This window comes from Bacteroides sp. 1_1_14, assembly GCF_000162515.1.
Classification (GTDB): Bacteria; Bacteroidota; Bacteroidia; order Bacteroidales; family Bacteroidaceae; genus Bacteroides; species Bacteroides thetaiotaomicron.
In genome coordinates, this window is record NZ_GG774704.1 from 459,822 (window position 1) to 475,596 (window position 15,775).

The window sequence follows — 15,775 nt, forward strand, 5'->3', positions numbered from 1 at the left end:
TCCTCTATTCCTTTACTACTTTTCCGAACTGTTCCGACAGCCATTCCTTCTGCTGTTCGATGCTCAGATTAGAATTGTCGAGCAGCAGAGCGTCATCTGCTTTGCGCAATGGACTCACTTCACGATGCTGGTCGATGTAATCCCGTTGCTTGACGTTCTCAAGAATTTCTTCGAAGCTGCCTTCCTGGCCTTTTGCTTTCAGTTCGTCAAAACGGCGTTGGGCACGAATCTCCGGTGTGGCCGTAACAAATATTTTCAGTTCCGCATCCGGGAAAACCGTGGTTCCGATGTCCCGTCCGTCCATCACAATCCCTTTTTCTTTACCCATGGCCTGTTGCTGTGCTACCATCGCTTCGCGTACAAAATCGAGTGCGCTGATAGGGCTGACTTTGGACGAAACCCCCATTGTACGAATTTTATTCTCTACGTTCACCCCGTTGAGGTAGGTGTCCGGACGTCCTGTCTCCGGATTTGGGCGGAAAGTAATCCGGATATCCCGGATTGCTTCTTTCAGCTTCTCCGTATCGATAACGTCTCCGTTAAATATCCCATTTTCAATACTATATAAGGTGACTGCGCGATACATTGCCCCACTATCTATATAAATGTATCCTACTTCGCGGGCGAGATCTTTGGCCATTGTACTTTTTCCGCAGGAGGAAAAACCGTCGATTGCGATTGTTATCTTTTTCATATTATCTGCTTCTTATATTTGTCCGCCAAAGATACGCTTATTTTGAAAATCAGCCATAAATTTGACTGTAAAAGCAACTGAATGAGTATGAAAGAATTAAAAAAGTTAAAAAGCCGGATAAAAAGATACGAAGAAACGGACGGTTATCTGAAAATGTAGTATATTTGCCCAGAGACACATAGGAAGACACTTTTTTTATTAATCATTATATTAACAAAATTATGGAAGTTAAAAAATCACCCAAGGCAGACCTGGAAGGAAAGAAATCCACATGGCTGCTGATCGGTTACGTGGTGGTATTGGCTTTTATGTTCGTGGCGTTCGAATGGACCCAGCGTGACGTGAAAATCGATACAAGCCAGGCTGTAGCTGATGTTGTTTTTGAAGAGGAAATCATTCCTATTACCGAAACCCCTGAACAAGCGACTCCACCACCACCCGAGGCTCCGAAGGTGGCCGAATTGCTGGAAATTGTCGATGACCAGGCAGATATTGAAGAATCAACTACCATCCTTAATGAGGATAACACACCTAAAGTGGAAGTAAAATACGTACCGGTACAAGTAGTTGAGGAAGAGCCGGAAGAACAGACTATCTTCGAAGTTGTAGAAAACATGCCGGACTTCCCGGGTGGACAGGCAGCATTGATGCAGTATCTGGCTAAAAATATCAAATATCCGACTATCGCACAGGAAAATGGTACTCAAGGCCGTGTTATCGTACAGTTCGTTGTTAACAAAGACGGTAGTATCGTAGATGCAAAAGTTGTACGCAGTGTAGACCCATATCTGGATAAAGAAGCTCTCCGTGTGATCAACACGATGCCGAAATGGAAACCAGGTATGCAGCGTGGTAAACCGGTTCGCGTTAAATTTACAGTTCCTGTAATGTTCAGATTGCAGTAATTTGTAACACTCATACATTTAAGAGGCTGCGAATGCAGCCTCTTTTTATTCATTAATCTTTGTTTTCATCATGTTTACAGCTTCTCAATTACTTGATAAAATAAACAACCACCTATCTGAAAATCAGATAACCCGGACTCCGGAAGGACTCTACGAACCAATCGAATACATCCTTTCTTTGGGGGGAAAGCGGATTCGTCCTGTATTGATGCTGATGGCATATAACTTGTATAAGGAAGATGTTTCGTCAATTTACGATCCTGCTACCGGTATCGAAGTTTATCATAATCATACATTGCTGCATGATGATTTGATGGATCGTTCGGATATGCGCAGAGGAAAGCCGACTGTGCATAAGGTCTGGAACGATAACACAGCTATTTTGTCGGGTGATACCATGCTGATACTGGCTTTCCGGTATGTAGCCGGTTGTGCGCCCGAGCATTTGAAAGAAGTCATTGATTTGTTTAGTCTGACTGCGTTGGAAATTTGTGAAGGGCAGCAGTTGGATATGGAATTTGAGTCGCGCAACGATGTGGCGGAAGACGAATATATTGAAATGATTCGTCTGAAAACGGCTGTATTGCTTGCCGCAAGTCTGAAGATCGGCGCGATTCTGGCAGGAGCGTCTGCTGTTGATGCGGAGAATCTTTATAATTTTGGTATGCAGATAGGGGTTGCATTCCAGTTACAGGATGATTTGCTGGATGTTTATGGCGATCCGGAAGTGTTCGGAAAGAAAATCGGTGGAGACATCCTTTGCAATAAGAAGACATATATGCTGATCAAAGCACTGGAACGTGCAAACGGAGAACAGCTGAAAGAACTGAACCGCTGGCTGAATGCAGAGAACTGTCAGCCGGCAGAAAAGATAGCGGCAGTGACGGGGATCTATAATCAGTTGACTATCCGTAGCGTTTGTGAAAACAAAATGCGCGAATATTATACGCTGGCTATGGAGAGCCTTGAAGCAGTTGCGGTTGCCGAAGAGAAGAAGAAAGAACTTAAGAATTTAGTGAAATTACTGATGTATCGGGAAATGTAGTAAAGTTGGTGGGAAATGCCTTACAGACGATTGCCAAATACGGATCAAGCCAGAGTACGGGCGCTGAAAGCAGCGGTCGAGAAGGGTGACGTGTATAATGTGCGGGACTTGGCTATCTCACTGAAAACATTATTTGAAGCCCGTAATTTTCTGCTGAAGTTTGAAGCTGCGCAGATTTACTATACCCAATGTTATGACAACCAGTCGAGAGCCAGTCGCAAGCATCAGGCGAATGTGCGGATGGCACGGCTGTATATATCCCATTTTATTCAAGTGCTCAACCTCGCGGTGCTTCGCGATGAAATCAAACCGGTGCATAAAGAACTTTATGATCTTCCGGAAGCGAATGTGGTACCGGATTTATTAAGCGAAGCAGCTTTGGTAGAGTGGGGGAGAAAAATCATTGAAGGAGAGCAGCGGAGAACCTCTCAAGGGGGAATCCCCATTTATAACCCGACTATTGCGCGCGTAAAAGTGCATTATGATATTTTTCTGGATAGCTACGAACGTCAGAAAAATTACCAGTCTGCCACCAACCGGAGTCTGGATGAACTGGCTTCGATGCGTGACCGGGCGGATGAATTGATTCTGGATATCTGGAATCAGGTGGAAGCGAAGTTTCAGGAAGTGAATCCTAATGAAGCCCGGTTGGCAAAATGTCGTGACTATGGACTGGTATATTACTACCGTTCCAACGAAAAAGTAAAAGAAGAAAGCAAATTGTCATGTTAATAGATACTCATTCCCATCTTTTTTTGGAAGAATTTTCCGATGACCTGCCACAGGTGATGGAACGTGCACGTCAGGCAGGTGTTTCGCGTATTTACATGCCCAATATTGACAGTACGACGATCGAACCCATGCTGTCGGTCTGTGCGGATTATCCTGATTTCTGTTATCCGATGATCGGATTGCATCCTACCTCGGTAAACGAGTCATACCGGCAGGAACTGTCAATTGTCCGGGAGCGTCTGGAAGCACCCAATAATTTTGTAGCCATTGGCGAAATTGGGCTTGATTTGTATTGGGATAAAACCTTTCTGAACGAACAACTGTACGTTTTTGAGAAACAGATAGAATGGGCGCTCGAATATAAATTGCCCATCGTGGTTCATTCGCGGGAGGCATTCGACTATATATATAAGGTAATGGAGCCCTATAAAAACACTGCTTTGACCGGTATTTTTCATAGTTTCACCGGAAATGCCGAAGAAGCGGCCCGGTTGCTTGAATTTGGCGGTTTCATGTTGGGAATCAACGGAGTGGTCACATTTAAAAAGTCCTCACTGCCGGATACCTTGCTGACAGTGCCTTTGGAGCGGATTGTGCTCGAAACGGACTCACCGTATCTGACCCCGGCCCCCAATCGGGGGAAGAGGAATGAAAGTGCGAATGTGCATGATACGTTCCTGAAACTGGTAGAAATTTATCGGACCACCCCGGAGCACCTTTCACAAGCCACTTCCGAAAATGCGCTAAAAGTGTTCGGAATGGTCAAATAAGGTTCCAAAGGTTTTAAATTATATTAATTTGCAGTATTTATTTAAGATAAAAAAGGGATAATGCTTTAGGAAAAGAAAAAAAAGGATACATTTGTAGCTGAAAATGCGGAAAACTCATAAGGAGAGGTGCTCGAGTGGTTGAAGAGGCACGCCTGGAAAGCGTGTATACGCCAAAAGTGTATCCGGGGTTCGAATCCCCGTCTCTCCGCAGAACAAAAGTTGAAACGTGAAGTAATACAATAAATAATAATCAATTAATTAATCTTAAAAATTAGACACACAATGAAAAGTTATTTGCAATTGTTGCTGTGATTGGGGCCTTTACATTTGGCTCAATTCAACTTGCTCAGGCTCAAGATGCTCCTGCAGCAGAACAAACTGAACAACAAGCTGCTCCTGCTGCTGCTCAAGCTGCTCCGGCCGCTGCTCCTGCTGCAGAAGAAGGTGGTATTCACAAAGAAATCAAAGTTAAATTCATTGAAGGTACTGCATCTTTCATGAGTTTGGTTGCTATTGCTTTGGTAATCGGTTTGGCTTTCTGTATCGAACGTATCATCTATTTGAGCTTGGCTGAAATCAACACAAAAAAATTCATGGCATCTATCGAAGCTGCTTTGGAAAAAGGTGATGTTGAAGCTGCTAAAGACATCGCACGTAACACCAGAGGTCCTGTTGCTTCTATCTACTACCAGGGTTTGATGAGAATCGACCAAGGTATCGATGTAGTTGAGAAGTCAGTAGTATCTTACGGTGGTGTACAGGCTGGTTACCTTGAAAAAGGATGTTCTTGGATCACACTGTTTATCGCTATGGCTCCGTCACTCGGATTCTTGGGTACTGTAATCGGTATGGTGCAGGCATTTGATAAGATCCAGCAGGTAGGTGATATCTCTCCGACGGTTGTTGCAGGTGGTATGAAAGTTGCCTTGATTACAACTATTTTCGGTTTGATCGTTGCTTTGATTCTTCAGGTATTCTACAACTACGTACTTGCTAAGATTGAAGCTCTTACAAGCGAAATGGAAGATTCTTCTATCTCTTTGCTTGACATGGTAATCAAATATGATCTGAAATACAAAAAATAATTCGAAATGAGTAAGTTATCATATAAAGTATCGTATTACGCACTGTATGCGATGTTTGCCATCATCCTCATTGTCCTGGGGCTTTTCTACCTGGGTGGTGATGCTCAAGGAGCAGATGTCATTGCGGGAGTAGATCCTGAAATGTGGCAACCGGCAAACACAAATGCCTTACTGATGCTCATTTATGGGTTATTTGGTTTGGCTGTTGCTGCTACAGTAGTTGCTGCTGTATTCCAATTTGGAGCAGCTTTGAAAGATAGCCCTGCAAATGCAATTAAGTCATTGCTTGGTTTGGTTCTTTTGGTTGTTGTTTTAGTGATTGCTTGGGCTGCTGGTGATGGAACACCGATGAATATCCCAGGTTATGACGGTACTGACAACGTTCCTTTCTGGCTGAAATTAACTGATATGTTCCTTTATTCTATCTACATCCTGTTGTTTGTAACAATCGTTGCAATCATCGCAAGTGGCATAAAGAAAAAAATATCATAATCAATTGAGGATACTCAATTTAATAAGTAATTACAATGGCAAGAGGAAAAAGAAAAGTTCCTGATATTAACTCAAGTTCTACGGCGGATATCGCTTTCTTGTTGCTGATCTTCTTCTTGATTACAACATCAATGGATACGGACCGTGGTTTGGCAAGACTTTTGCCTCCACCACCCGAAGATCAAGATCAACAGAATACAGATAAGATCAAAGAACGTAACATTTTGCAGGTATACCTGAATAAGGATGATGCTTTGATGTGCGGTAATGATTATATCGGTGTTGAGCAACTAAGGGAAAAAGCTAAAGAATTTATTGCTAATGCCGGCAATGCAGAGCACATGCCTGAAAAGACACAGAAGAATGTGGAGTTTTTCGGTACGACTCTCGTTAACGACAAGCATGTAATTTCTTTGCAGAATGACCGTGGATCTTCTTATCAGGCATATATCAGCGTGCAGAACGAACTTGTTGCTGCATACAATGAATTGAGAGATGAACTGGCCCTTCAGAAATGGCAAAGACCTTATGCGGAATTGAACGACGAACAGCAAAAAGCAATTCGTGAAATCTATCCGCAGAGAATTTCTGAGGCAGAACCTAAAAAATACGGAGAAAAAAGGAAGTAAGTAATGGGAAAATTTAATAAAACTGGTAAACGTGAAATGCCGGCATTGAATACTTCTTCGTTGCCTGACCTTATCTTTACTTTGTTGTTCTTCTTTATGATTGTAACAACAATGCGCGAGGTAACATTAAAGGTACAGTTTACACTTCCGGTAGGTACTGAACTCGAAAAACTGGAGAAGAAATCGCTGGTAACATTCATTTATGTGGGTGAACCGACTCAGGAATATCGTGCGAAAATGGGTACTGAAAGTCGTATTCAGCTCAACGACAGCTATGCTGAAGTTGGCGAAGTACAAGACTTCATTTTCCAGGAACGTGCAAGTATGAATGAGGGTGACCAAGCTAAGATGACTGTGTCTCTGAAAGTAGACCAAAAGACTAAAATGGGTATTATCACAGACGTGAAGAATGCCCTTAGAAAATCTTACGCTTTGAAGATTAACTATTCTTCTACTAAACGTGGTGAGAAATAATTAGTTAATTTGATATATAGAGAAGGGCGTCCAAGCAATTGGACGCCCCTTTCTTTTTAGCTTCTTTTTTAGCCTCTCTGTTTATTATTCTCCGGCAGAGGCAGACTTTATGTCTGAACTTCGTCTGCCGTATATGATCTAAAATCTATCTGAAGTATGTTTTTTACGATTCTTTTGTATCTTTATTCCTTGACTCCGTAAACGATTGTATGGAGTTTATGTCTTATCCCTTCATAATCCTTTGCTGCATCCAGATTGCCGTGTACCATGAGATACATAGGCAGGAAATCGTCTCCTTCTTTATACGGCGGCTGGTAGTAGTCTTTTTCCCACAGTGTAAATCCGTGGCGTTGGTAAAAGTTGATACGGCGTTTGGCCATCTCCTCTACCGGGCGTTCTACTTCCAGTACAATGGGGCGTTTCAGAAACTCACATAAATGCTCTAATGTGCGTTTTCCGTAACCTCCGTTGCGCAATGCCGGATTGGTAGCGAAGTGTTCTACGTAATAGAATTCATCGAAATCCCAATATGTGATAAAGCCAATGGGCAGGTCATCGTCAAAAATGATATTATTATGGAAGTTGCCTATCCGGTCTGTATATTCACGAAGATGTTCCAGTTCGCGATATTCTTCGGGTGGAAACGATTCGACGAGAAGCTCTTCCATAAATTTGTAATGTTGTACGTCCGATGTGGTGATCGGTTGAAATCTGATCATACGGTTTGGGTTTTAAGTTTGACAATATTGTTTTTTGTTGCTATACCCGGTATTGCTATACCAAATGTTATACTCTATCGGGTGTTATATTATATCAGTTATATGATACTATGAGATGTTACTATGTCAGGAGTCAGACAGGAATTCTAAAAGAAAAAGAATTCCTGCATCTGCCTTTAATTAAGGTACATAGAACTCAATAATCCGCTGGATAGCACGCTGGCATACCGGGCAGAACTCAGGATATTCGTTCGTTTTCATGCGACAATTGAATGCCGGCCGATAAATACCTTTGGCTGAGTAACCGCCGCCTTCATATACACCTACCGGATAGTTTTGATGTTGTGCTACAGGTGTGGGTACAGGCGTATTCGGTGCAAGCATATCTTCCCATTTCGAGGCAAAATTTACTCGTGTACTGATGTTCTGTTCCCACGGCTCTGCATCCAGCGGATACGTGTCCGTCATTACATCGTCATCATAAAAATACTCATCCGCCAAGCCTCCGAAGCTATGTCCGAATTCATGGACCACTACAGGCTTGAACATCGGATGATGAGCGGTAGTCAGCGTATATGAGTTGTAAATTCCTCCGCCTCCATACACATCCGTATTGGCAAGGATAATAATATGCTCATAAGGAATGCCGGCCAAAGCGTTGTGGATGGCCTTCACCCGACTTGTAGTCAGATAACGGTCCGAGTAAAAAGTATCGAAATGAGAATGAACAGCCGTGTGTTTCCATTGATTTTCGCGGGGAACGCTGACTCCGCTGTCAATCGACGGACTGGCTACAGCCACTACGTTGAACTTATTTTTCATCGACCGGAACGGTTCGTGTGAAAACAGGCTTTCGCAGGCTTTCTGTGCATCTTGATAGAATAAGTCCATTTCCTTTTCCGTGTAGCCTTCTGCCAGGATAGCGACATCTATGCACTCTTTTTCGTTACCGCTTTGAAGCATATACCGGTGTGGAGTGACGTGTGATGTTCCCCGTTTATGAATCAAGATATCGTCCGGACGGACAATGTGCTTGAAGCTGGTCATCACTTCCTTGCGGGGAGAGAACAGCACGATTTCTATCTCTGCCGGCTGTTTGGGGTAGGGAAGCAAGAATGTATTTTCGAAGCCTTTGGCTGTCTCCTTGGCTTCATCGGTGGACAGCCACTCCTGAAACAGAGAAGAAAAGGAAGTCTTGTAGATACACTGTCGGGTGGCGAGATCTCTGACGATAATCTGCCCATTGCCTTCGAGCGGAAGTTCGGACAAATGATGTTCACGACCTGCCCAGGAGGGAAGCTGAGATAGCTCGTCCAGATAGATCGCTTGCTGCTTATTGTTTCCGGTGAAGATATAATCCACCCGTAACGTCTTATTCTGAAAATAATCTGCAAAGTTTTGCGCATAACTTCCTGCCGAAATCAGGAAAAAAAGAAGAATACTGCAAATTTGTTTCATATAAATAGTATATTTATGTTTTTCACAAAGGTACAAACTATTGTTGACTTATTCGATATTTGCAAATAAAAGTAATAAATCATAGTATTTGTTGCCGAAAAATAGCTAACTTTGCATGAAAGATTCATTGATTAAAACAATTTGATTCAAAAATGGGACATCATCAATTAGATGCTTTAGATGAGCAAATTCTGAAATTAATAGCAGGGAACGCGCGTATTCCTTTTTTGGAAGTAGCAAGAGCGTGTAACGTTTCCGGGGCGGCTATCCACCAGCGCATTCAGAAGTTGACTAATCTGGGAATATTGAAAGGATCGGAATATGTGATCGATCCTGAGAAGATAGGATATGAAACTTGTGCTTATATTGGTATATATCTGAAAGATCCGGAATCCTTTGATTCGGTAACAAGAGCTTTGGAAGCTATTCCGGAAGTAGTAGAATGTCATTTCACTACTGGTAAATATGATATGTTTATCAAGATTTACGCTAAGAACAATCACCATTTGCTGAGTATCATACATGATAAATTGCAACCTCTGGGGTTGGCGCGTACGGAGACATTGATCTCTTTCCATGAAGCCATAAAGCGGCAGATGCCGATTATGGTCGACATTGAAGACGAAGATTAATCGTACAGAATAAAAATAGCTTACTGTTTCACGTAATCTACAAAAGCATACGGGCAGAGATGTTTCTCATCCACAGGATGAGCTTCTCTGCTTTTTTCGTGCCATTGAGCCGGAGATACTTCCGGAAAGAAGGCGTCGGCTTCAGGAGCAACGTCGTTTATTTCCGTCAGACAAAGTTCGTCGGCAAGAGGAAGTGCCTGTCGGTAGACGCTTGCGCCACCTATTATATAGACGTGCTCATCTTCCTTGCAGCTTTGCAGGGCGACTTCCAGCGACGGGAAGACTTCCGCACCGGGGCATACTGTATCCGGACGGGTGGATAATACAACGTTTCTGCGATTGGGCAGCGCACCTTTCGGCAGCGATTCGAAGGTTTTTCTTCCCATTATGATGGTGTTTCCGGTAGTCAATGCCTTGAAGCGTTTCAAGTCGTTGGGCAACCAGAAAAGCAGTTTATTCTGAAAGCCGATCGCCATTCGGCGGTCTACGGCGGCAATAATTGATATTTTACTCATGGTTTTATACCGCTACTATTCCGGCAATATGTGGATGCGGGTCGTAGTTCACCAGTTCGAAGTCTTCGAACTGGAAGTCATAGATACTCTTCACATCCGGATTAATTTTCATTTGAGGCAATGCGCGTGGTTCGCGGCTAAGCTGCAATTTGACTTGATCCAAGTGGTTCAGATAGATATGGGCATCGCCAAGTGTATGGATAAATTCACCCGCTTTCAGTCCTGTCACCTGCGCCATCATTTGTAGCAGCAGTGCATACGATGCGATATTGAACGGGACTCCGAGAAATATATCCGCGCTGCGCTGGTAAAGTTGCAGGCTCAGCCGGCCGTCTGCCACGTAAAACTGGAAGAAGGCATGGCAGGGAGGCAGATTCATATTCTTTAAATCGGCTACATTCCAGGCGCTGACAATGATACGTCGGGAGTCGGGATTGTGCTTGATCGTCTCTACCGCTTCGCTGATCTGGTCGATGAATCCGCCGTCGTAGTCGGGCCACGAACGCCACTGATAGCCATAGATATGACCTAAATCACCGTTTTCGTCCGCCCATTCGTTCCAGATGCGTACACCGTGTTCTTGCAGATATTTCGCGTTCGTATCACCTTGCAGAAACCAGAGTAACTCGTAGATGATTGATTTCAGATGCAGTTTTTTGGTGGTCAGACACGGGAAACCCTCGTCGAGGTTGAAACGCATCTGATGCCCGAACACACTGATCGTTCCGGTTCCTGTACGGTCACTTTTCTCAGTTCCTTCAGTTAATACGCGATTGAGTAAATCTAAATATTGTTTCATAGCGAATAATTTTCCAATAAGTTGGTGCGATGCAAAATTACAAAAATGGCGTGAATAAATTGGCAAACCATCCGACGAACTTCTTCCACGGTGAGCGCTTTTTCCAGAATTCCGGTGTCAGCTGCGTACAGTGCTCTATATCGTTCTGAAACATTTCGTTCAGTTCGCCTGTAATTTCCTTGTTGAAGATGAAAGCGTTCGTCTCGTAGTCGTACCGGAGGCTGCGGCTGTTCAGGTTTGCGGTGCCTACCGTGCAGAAAATATCGTCGACCATCATGATTTTGGAATGATGGAAACCGCCATTGTACATATAGACGGTGGCTCCCCTTTTCATCAGTTTGTGAAGTTTGTAAAGGGCGGCGTCCGGAGTAAACGGAATATCGGAGGCGGAAGAAACCATAATCGTGACATCCACACCTCGTTCGATGGTGCGTTGAAGCGCCTTGTTGATGGAGGATGTGGGCACAAAATACGGGTTGACAATGTACACATTTTTCTGTGCCGAATAGATCGACATGGCATAAGCATGACTGAGCATACGGCTGTTTTTCTTCGGTGTGCGGTCTACGATGGCGACGACTATATTGGTGGTGTCCGACTGCTCCTTGTGCTTGGGGAAGTATGCTTCGCCGCCAATGTTTTGTTTAGTCTCCTTGTTCCATATGGTAAGAAATATTTCTTGCAGGTCATTGACGGCATCGCCTTCTATTCTCATGTGCATATCACGCCATGTGCCGATTTTGGGGAGTCCGTTGATGTAGTAGTCGGCGATGTTCATTCCTCCCGTATAGGCGACTTCGCCGTCGATGACGGCTATTTTGCGGTGATCACGGTGTGCCGCATGATTGATGTAGGGAAAGGTGAACGGGTCGAACTTGACAATCTCGATTCCCTGCTCCCGTATTTTTTTGAGATGTCTCTTCTTGAGCGGTTTATTGTTCGACCAGTTGCCGAACGCATCAAACATGGCCCGTACTTCCACGCCTTCTTTCACCTTTTCGGCCAGCAGATCGAAAAGCGCATTGGCTATAGAGTCATTGCGGAAATTGAAGTATTCCAGATGAATGTGGTGTTTGGCGTCGCGGATGGCGCTGAATAAATCAATGAATTTTTCTCGTCCGCTTTTCAGTAACCTGACCTTGTTATTGTCGGATATAGGAATCCCTGACTCCGATAAGAAACGTAATACAAGGGAGTCACTTGTCAGAGCTATGGAGTCTCTGGAATGCGTCATCAAACTGTCGATGACATCTGCCTGAGCACGGAATAAAGACAGAAACAGAAATAAAAGAAATATACGTAGTTTCAAAACTCTTCTCGCTATTTTAGTTTACAAAGTAACAAAGATACAACATCTATGTTTGGAGCTATCGGGAGAGGAGGGCTAATTTATTATACTTTAACAGAAGAAATGAACAAGAATCTCTTGATCTGGGGAATTATATTCGTTCGATACATCTGATCTGCTGTGTTCCCTGCCGTTGTCACACTTGTGCCAACGGCTTGTCACTGCTGTGCCAGTGCGGTGTCACAACTGTGCCAAGCCCTTGGCACAGAGTGTGACAAGCATTGTTATGCCATTGATACTACTTTCCGTCCGGCCATGAACAGTAGGACGACCGTTGCAATGATGATTGATTTCGGATCGAGGCTGGTTGCGCCGTGGTTGATCATGCCGATGAGTACATCTTTCAGTGTTTCCCATACGGCTTCCAGTCCGCCCAGAGTGACGAAGAGCGTGGCTCCTACTGCCATTACGAATACAGTCCAGAGGCGTGCCAACCGGTTACTGCGGTCGGGCAAGTGGTGCATGACGCGGCGGCTGAATCCGTTGTCGGCTATTTCCCGCTTGTTTTCTGCAAAGAAATCTTTCAGAAGTTTATCATTATCTATTTCCGTCATAACCGTTTCTTTTTAAATACGTTGCTAATTTTTCTTTTCCACGCGACAGGTGGCTTTTCACCGTTCCTGCCGGTATTCCCGTTATTCCTGCAATCTTGTCGATGCTTACATCTTCCATGTAAAACAACGTGATGCAGGTTCGTTCCACTTCCTTCAGCGATTTGAGTGACTGATAAACATCCATTGTCTGCCCTATGTTCGCTTGTTCGGTGCAGTTGACGGCGTCTACTTCCCTGGTATCCAGGTCTGCCATCTCCTTCCGGCTGCGAATATAATCATAAAAAATATTATAAGCAATACGGTATAGCCATGTGGAGAAACTCGACAAGTTACGGAAAGAGGCCAGATTGGTATATGCCTTGATGAATGTATCCTGTGCCAAGTCGTCACTCAATTCGCTGTCACCGCAAGTCAGATGCAGGAAGAAGCGTCTGACAGGCGACTGGTATTTTTGTACCAACTGGTCGAAGGCCCTGGTGTTCTTGAACACCACGACCTGTGCGACTAGCGATATATCGTTGAGTTGGCTCATCTATTTTCTTCGTTCTTCTCTTCGTCGTTCTTCTCCGAGATGATGATGTCGTTGCTTCTGATGGCGGTTTCTCTGTTCTTGGTATCCTCGTTGGCGTGTTGCTTGTAGCCGATCAGCCATTGTCCCAGTCCCATAAACATGACGAGCAGTCCGATAGCGCCAATTCCGAATTCGCCGGTGATGGCCCAGAGGAATATGAAGAGCCCGATGCCTGTAAAGGTATTTTTGATTCCTTGTGTACGTTGGTCTGTCGATTTGTTCTCCCGTATGAATTCTTCCGGAAGAGGCTGACCGGCTGCGAGAGCCTGTTCGGCAAGACGGTAGCGTGCTTTCCGGTTCTTGTAGCGGAAGAAGAAGACTACAAATATGATGAATACCGGCATTCCGAATATGGCAATGATGCTGATGATGGCTACCAGAATACCTCCTCCGACTGCATCTCCGAAATTATTGAACGGGAAGTCATCGTCGTCAGAGCTGATGGTGAAGCTCGCTTTTCCGTGAGAGCCGCGCGAGGAGCTACTCACTTTGCCCGTATCTACACTTGTCGTGTCGGCGTCTTCGTCATCGATGCCGATCACAGTGACGGCCGTGTTGCCGACATTAACCTTGGCATCCTTGCCTTTCCCTTTCGTTACGGTCACTTTTACGTTTCCGGTAGAGTCGTTCACAATAGTCGTTTGTTTCTGGGCGTTTGCCAGAGAGAAAATGGTCATCATGACCAGTAAAGCAATTAAAATCCGTTTCATATATTAATTCTTTTATTTGTTTCTTTGTCTGTTAGACGTAGTTCGTATGTCAGAAAGTTGCAAAGAGACGAAATATTTTTGATATTTGCAGGAATTAATAAATGAAAAATGAATTTACCCGCTTCTTTTATCGACTATACCCGTGCCTTACTGGGCAATGAAGAATATGAAAAACTGGCTGCCGCCTTGCAGCAGGAGCCTCCCGTCAGCATTCGGATCAATAAATTGAGAATGAAGGAGGAAGGATTAAGTTCGCTGACAGACAGTTCTGCTCATTTTTCCTTCAACAAAGTTCCCTGGGCATCCGACGGCTACTATCTTGACGAGCGTCTGACTTTTACGTTCGACCCGTTGTTTCATGCCGGTTGCTACTATGTTCAGGAGGCTTCGTCCATGTTTGTGGAGCAGGTGCTGCGGCAGTATGTCGAGTCTCCGGTGGTGATGCTCGATCTTTGTGCGGCGCCCGGAGGAAAATCAACCCATGCGCGTAGCGTGCTTTCGGAAGGGAGTCTGCTGGTGGCGAATGAAGTGATCCGGAACCGTTCACAGGTGCTGGCGGAGAATCTGACGAAGTGGGGGCATCCGGATGTGGTGGTTACCAACAATGATCCGGCTGATTTCTCGGCACTTCCATCTTTCTTCGATGTCATTCTGACCGATGTGCCTTGTTCGGGCGAGGGAATGTTTCGTAAAGACCCCGTGGCTGTGGAGGAATGGAGCCCGGAGAATGTAGAGATCTGCTGGCAGCGTCAGCGGCGGATTATTGCGGATATTTGGCCCTGTCTGAAACCGGGCGGCATATTAATATATAGTACGTGTACCTATAATAGCAAAGAAGATGAAGAGAACGTCTGCTGGATTCAGCAGGAATTCGGTGCGGAGCTCTTGCCTCTGGAGGTGCGGAACGAGTGGAATATAACAGGGAATTTACTCGATGGAGAGGATGAATCTCAGGGAAGTTTGTCTGTCTGTCATTTTCTTCCTCATAAGACAAAAGGCGAAGGATTCTTTCTGGCGGCACTTCGTAAACCGGATGCGGAAGATGAACCGGCAGCCTATTCATTCTCAAAAGCAAAGGCGTCCAAGAAAAAAGATAAGAAAGGCGGAGCGGCTGCTTCTCCCGTTTCCAAAGAACACATGGGGATGGCACTGAACTGGCTGAAGCAGGAAAATGTTGAAAAATACACCCTGTCTGCGGAAGGCGCGGGCATCGTCGCATTTCCGCAACGATATACCGATGAACTGGCTGCCATGAAACAGCATCTGAAAGTGATACAGGCAGGCGTTCTGACTGGTGAAGTGAAAGGGAGAGATTTGATTCCCGCTCATGCGCTGGCAATGAGCGCTACGCTCTTGCGGCAGGATGCTTTTGATACGGAAGAGGTGAGTTATGAACAGGCTATCGCTTATTTACGAAAAGAGGCTATTACCTTGTCGGAAACAGCCCCTCGTGGTTATATCTTGCTTACTTACCGGAATATTCCTCTCGGATTTGTGAAGAATATAGGGAATCGTGCCAATAATCTTTATCCGCAGGAGTGGCGTATCCGCAGCGGGTATTTGCCGGAGGAGATACGTACGCTGTAAAGATTATTTCCGAAAGAAACGGACAACGGATAGAATGCTTATCTTGATAGCTCGGC

General features: G+C 44.7%; 19 protein-coding genes and 1 tRNA gene. 11 read left to right on the forward strand and 9 right to left on the reverse strand.

The genetic code is table 11. From position 1 onward, the window contains the following. Positions 1-4: 4 nt before the first annotated feature. On the reverse strand, positions 5-694 hold the full coding sequence (gene cmk / locus HMPREF9007_RS16130; protein ID WP_008761050.1) for a (d)CMP kinase: 690 nt from the start codon (positions 692-694) through the stop codon (positions 5-7). A gap of 221 nt (positions 695-915) precedes the next feature. On the opposite strand from cmk, the gene HMPREF9007_RS16125 reads away from it, so the two are divergent. From HMPREF9007_RS16125 to HMPREF9007_RS16085, 9 genes are all read left to right on the forward strand, one after another. Then, positions 916-1,599, forward strand: a complete 684-nt coding sequence (locus tag HMPREF9007_RS16125) for an energy transducer TonB (RefSeq protein ID WP_008761051.1) — start codon at positions 916-918, stop codon at positions 1,597-1,599. Positions 1,600-1,669: 70 nt separating this feature from the next. Continuing rightward, a complete protein-coding gene (locus tag HMPREF9007_RS16120; protein ID WP_008761052.1) occupies positions 1,670-2,644 on the forward strand; it encodes a polyprenyl synthetase family protein in 975 nt (324 codons plus the stop codon). A 15-nt stretch (positions 2,645-2,659) separates the two neighbouring features. Then, on the forward strand, positions 2,660-3,376 hold the full coding sequence (locus HMPREF9007_RS16115) for a hypothetical protein (protein WP_008761053.1): 717 nt from the start codon (positions 2,660-2,662) through the stop codon (positions 3,374-3,376). Further along, positions 3,370-4,146, forward strand: a complete 777-nt coding sequence (locus HMPREF9007_RS16110) for a TatD family hydrolase (protein WP_008761054.1) — start codon at positions 3,370-3,372, stop codon at positions 4,144-4,146. The genes HMPREF9007_RS16115 and HMPREF9007_RS16110 overlap by 7 nt, the downstream gene beginning before the upstream one ends. A 120-nt stretch (positions 4,147-4,266) precedes the next feature. Further along, positions 4,267-4,354, forward strand: a tRNA-Ser gene (locus HMPREF9007_RS16105). A 91-nt stretch (positions 4,355-4,445) separates the two neighbouring features. Continuing rightward, entirely contained in the window at positions 4,446-5,231 is a 786-nt protein-coding gene (locus HMPREF9007_RS16100) for a MotA/TolQ/ExbB proton channel family protein (protein ID WP_032850289.1), read from the forward strand. 6 nt (positions 5,232-5,237) lie between these two features. Next, positions 5,238-5,723: a hypothetical protein gene (locus HMPREF9007_RS16095; protein ID WP_008761056.1), complete on the forward strand. Its 486-nt coding sequence runs from the start codon at positions 5,238-5,240 to the stop codon at positions 5,721-5,723. Between the two features lie 35 nt (positions 5,724-5,758). Then, entirely contained in the window at positions 5,759-6,352 is a 594-nt protein-coding gene (locus tag HMPREF9007_RS16090; RefSeq protein ID WP_008761057.1) for a biopolymer transporter ExbD, read from the forward strand. 3 nt (positions 6,353-6,355) lie between these two features. After that, a complete protein-coding gene (locus tag HMPREF9007_RS16085) occupies positions 6,356-6,826 on the forward strand; it encodes a biopolymer transporter ExbD (RefSeq protein ID WP_008761058.1) in 471 nt (156 codons plus the stop codon). 182 nt (positions 6,827-7,008) lie between these two features. Here HMPREF9007_RS16085 and HMPREF9007_RS16080 read toward each other — a convergent pair whose 3' ends face one another. Beyond that, a complete protein-coding gene (locus tag HMPREF9007_RS16080) occupies positions 7,009-7,545 on the reverse strand; it encodes a GNAT family N-acetyltransferase (RefSeq protein WP_008761059.1) in 537 nt (178 codons plus the stop codon). 180 nt (positions 7,546-7,725) lie between these two features. Next, a complete protein-coding gene (locus HMPREF9007_RS16075; RefSeq protein ID WP_008761060.1) occupies positions 7,726-9,003 on the reverse strand; it encodes a M64 family metallopeptidase in 1,278 nt (425 codons plus the stop codon). 152 nt (positions 9,004-9,155) lie between these two features. Here HMPREF9007_RS16075 and HMPREF9007_RS16070 point away from each other — a divergent pair, with 152 nt between their 5' ends. Further along, entirely contained in the window at positions 9,156-9,635 is a 480-nt protein-coding gene (locus tag HMPREF9007_RS16070) for an Lrp/AsnC ligand binding domain-containing protein (RefSeq protein ID WP_008761061.1), read from the forward strand. Positions 9,636-9,655: 20 nt separating this feature from the next. Here the strand turns inward: HMPREF9007_RS16070 and HMPREF9007_RS16065 are convergent, their stop codons facing one another. The 6 genes from HMPREF9007_RS16065 to HMPREF9007_RS16040 all read right to left on the reverse strand — a co-directional run bounded on the left by HMPREF9007_RS16065 (position 9,656) and on the right by HMPREF9007_RS16040 (position 14,132). Beyond that, entirely contained in the window at positions 9,656-10,150 is a 495-nt protein-coding gene (locus tag HMPREF9007_RS16065; protein WP_008761062.1) for a dihydrofolate reductase, read from the reverse strand. A gap of 4 nt (positions 10,151-10,154) precedes the next feature. After that, positions 10,155-10,949, reverse strand: a complete 795-nt coding sequence (locus HMPREF9007_RS16060; RefSeq protein ID WP_008761063.1) for a thymidylate synthase — start codon at positions 10,947-10,949, stop codon at positions 10,155-10,157. 37 nt (positions 10,950-10,986) lie between these two features. Next, positions 10,987-12,258 (reverse strand): cardiolipin synthase, encoded by a 1,272-nt coding sequence (gene cls, locus HMPREF9007_RS16055; protein WP_032850290.1) that lies wholly within the window; start codon positions 12,256-12,258, stop codon positions 10,987-10,989. A gap of 263 nt (positions 12,259-12,521) precedes the next feature. Further along, entirely contained in the window at positions 12,522-12,851 is a 330-nt protein-coding gene (locus HMPREF9007_RS16050) for a DUF5056 domain-containing protein (RefSeq protein ID WP_008761065.1), read from the reverse strand. After that, positions 12,835-13,383: a sigma-70 family RNA polymerase sigma factor gene (locus tag HMPREF9007_RS16045; RefSeq protein ID WP_008761066.1), complete on the reverse strand. Its 549-nt coding sequence runs from the start codon at positions 13,381-13,383 to the stop codon at positions 12,835-12,837. The genes HMPREF9007_RS16050 and HMPREF9007_RS16045 overlap by 17 nt, the downstream gene beginning before the upstream one ends. After that, positions 13,380-14,132 carry a DUF6249 domain-containing protein gene (locus HMPREF9007_RS16040; protein WP_008761067.1) on the reverse strand — a complete coding sequence of 251 codons (753 nt, stop codon included), beginning with the start codon at positions 14,130-14,132 and terminating at the stop codon, positions 13,380-13,382. Before HMPREF9007_RS16040 ends, HMPREF9007_RS16045 begins: the two co-directional genes overlap by 4 nt. Positions 14,133-14,240: 108 nt before the next feature. On the opposite strand from HMPREF9007_RS16040, the gene HMPREF9007_RS16035 reads away from it, so the two are divergent. Next, positions 14,241-15,719, forward strand: a complete 1,479-nt coding sequence (locus HMPREF9007_RS16035; RefSeq protein ID WP_008761068.1) for an rRNA cytosine-C5-methyltransferase — start codon at positions 14,241-14,243, stop codon at positions 15,717-15,719. Positions 15,720-15,775 lie beyond the last annotated feature (56 nt).

Excerpts from the sequence above, each read along its gene's own strand:
- HMPREF9007_RS16060 (WP_008761063.1), bottom strand. The coding sequence starts at position 10,949 with ATGAAACAATATTTAGATTTACTCAATCGCGTATTAACTGAAGGAACT.
- HMPREF9007_RS16080 (WP_008761059.1), bottom strand. The coding sequence starts at position 7,545 with ATGATCAGATTTCAACCGATCACCACATCGGACGTACAACATTACAAA.
- HMPREF9007_RS16125 (WP_008761051.1), top strand. The coding sequence starts at position 916 with ATGGAAGTTAAAAAATCACCCAAGGCAGACCTGGAAGGAAAGAAATCC.
- HMPREF9007_RS16075 (WP_008761060.1), bottom strand. The coding sequence starts at position 9,003 with ATGAAACAAATTTGCAGTATTCTTCTTTTTTTCCTGATTTCGGCAGGA.
- HMPREF9007_RS16050 (WP_008761065.1), bottom strand. The coding sequence starts at position 12,851 with ATGACGGAAATAGATAATGATAAACTTCTGAAAGATTTCTTTGCAGAA.
- HMPREF9007_RS16095 (WP_008761056.1), top strand. The coding sequence starts at position 5,238 with ATGAGTAAGTTATCATATAAAGTATCGTATTACGCACTGTATGCGATG.
- HMPREF9007_RS16065 (WP_008761062.1), bottom strand. The coding sequence starts at position 10,150 with ATGAGTAAAATATCAATTATTGCCGCCGTAGACCGCCGAATGGCGATC.
- HMPREF9007_RS16035 (WP_008761068.1), top strand. The coding sequence starts at position 14,241 with ATGAATTTACCCGCTTCTTTTATCGACTATACCCGTGCCTTACTGGGC.
- HMPREF9007_RS16120 (WP_008761052.1), top strand. The coding sequence starts at position 1,670 with ATGTTTACAGCTTCTCAATTACTTGATAAAATAAACAACCACCTATCT.
- HMPREF9007_RS16070 (WP_008761061.1), top strand. The coding sequence starts at position 9,156 with ATGGGACATCATCAATTAGATGCTTTAGATGAGCAAATTCTGAAATTA.
- HMPREF9007_RS16090 (WP_008761057.1), top strand. The coding sequence starts at position 5,759 with ATGGCAAGAGGAAAAAGAAAAGTTCCTGATATTAACTCAAGTTCTACG.
- HMPREF9007_RS16115 (WP_008761053.1), top strand. The coding sequence starts at position 2,660 with ATGCCTTACAGACGATTGCCAAATACGGATCAAGCCAGAGTACGGGCG.
- cmk (WP_008761050.1), bottom strand. The coding sequence starts at position 694 with ATGAAAAAGATAACAATCGCAATCGACGGTTTTTCCTCCTGCGGAAAA.
- HMPREF9007_RS16110 (WP_008761054.1), top strand. The coding sequence starts at position 3,370 with ATGTTAATAGATACTCATTCCCATCTTTTTTTGGAAGAATTTTCCGAT.
- HMPREF9007_RS16085 (WP_008761058.1), top strand. The coding sequence starts at position 6,356 with ATGGGAAAATTTAATAAAACTGGTAAACGTGAAATGCCGGCATTGAAT.
- HMPREF9007_RS16045 (WP_008761066.1), bottom strand. The coding sequence starts at position 13,383 with ATGAGCCAACTCAACGATATATCGCTAGTCGCACAGGTCGTGGTGTTC.
- HMPREF9007_RS16040 (WP_008761067.1), bottom strand. The coding sequence starts at position 14,132 with ATGAAACGGATTTTAATTGCTTTACTGGTCATGATGACCATTTTCTCT.